General features: G+C 55.2%; 1 pseudogene. It reads right to left on the reverse strand.

Annotated features, from left to right (window positions below):
- Positions 1-473 precede the first annotated feature (473 nt).
- Positions 474-1,459 (reverse strand): annotated as a pseudogene (locus tag BLX41_RS19005) (IS3 family transposase); the annotation flags it as partial.

Raw genomic sequence — 1,459 nt, forward strand, 5'->3', positions numbered from 1 at the left:
TTGATTTTAAAAAGAAATGCTTAACATACGGCATAATGATAAGGTCCTTGCTTGGGCTAGAGTTAACGGAAGTCATTAGCGTAGTTTGTTTGGTGGTTAAGTATGTTGATAATATCAGGTGCGGTATTGGTTTTTAGTCGAGGTAGATATATGCTTGGTGTTAGCGGTGCGCTGATACTTTTGGAGTTGCTGCTATGATAATTGCAATGTGGGTATATTATCTTCGCAGGGTTTGCTGTGGGGTAGTGCCGGATATCCTATTTGTTAGTAGGAATCGTCCGACTAATTTGTCCTGTTGCTGTTGAGGTATGTGGAGAGGAAATATGGCTGAGTGATGACTAGTGGGCTGAGCGGTTAATCCATTAATTTATTTTTTATCACGCTCAGCTTTGCTTTATGTACTGAAATAATGATGGCCTCAGCCGTTTTATTCCACTTGACTTGCCCCTATCAAACCGGACACCGGTACCCCGTTAAGTTGATGCCTCAGCCAAGCGCCTGAACTCCCGAGGTGAGCGATATTTCAGGGCGCTATTCGGATGTTCCTCGTTGTAATGCTCGAAGGCGATGGCCAAGTTGCGTAGGGCCATTGCTCGATCGGGCTTGGGCGTGTGGCGGATGTAGTCGCGCTTCATGGTCTTCACGAAGCTCTCGGCCCTGCCGTTGCTCTGCGGACTGCGCACCGGGGTTGTCAGCGGCAACAGGCCGATCTGTCGGGCAAAGGCGCGGGTCTGTTCGGCGGTATAGGCCGAGCCATTGTCGCTTAGCCATTGCACCGGCGACGCAGGCAGTTCACCGCCGAAACGGTGCTCGATGGCTTCCAGCATCACGTCGCGGACATCGTCGCCACTGTAGCCGTGGGGGGCTGGCCACCCAGCTGATGGCTTCGCGGTCACAGCAGTCCAGGGCGAAGGTCACGCGCAGCTTTTCGACATCCTCGCAGCGGAACTCGAAGCCATCCGAACACCAGCGGGTGTTACTCGTATCCACGGCCACACGATCTTCGTGACGCCGCGCCACACCCGGCTGTTTGCGCCGTCGTTCCAGCAGCAGATCGTGGTCCCGCATGACACGGTAACCCCGTTTCACATTGACCGGTGGCAGGGCCTGCCGCTCATGCTGCCGACGCAACAGACCCCAGACCCGCCGGTAGCCATAGCTGGGCAACTCGCCAGCCGCCAGCTTGATCTGTTCGACCAGCGCCGCATCGCGGGAGGCCCTGCCACGACGAACTCTCTTTTCGCCCGTGGATTGCTTGCATCGAGCCGTCAATTTCGAGCGCGCTACACCGAGACTTTCACTGACCGGCTTCACTGGTCGTCCCCCGGCAACAAGGGTGAGTGCGCAATCCATTTTCGCGACCGGGCGATCTCCACGGCTTTTTTGAGGATTTCCGCTTCCATCGTTTTCTTGCCCAGCATCCGTTGCAATTCACGGATCTGCTTAAGCGCGTCGCTCA

The sequence above is a fragment of the Pseudomonas protegens genome (assembly GCF_003732485.1).
Lineage (GTDB): Bacteria > Pseudomonadota > Gammaproteobacteria > Pseudomonadales > Pseudomonadaceae > Aquipseudomonas > Aquipseudomonas protegens_B.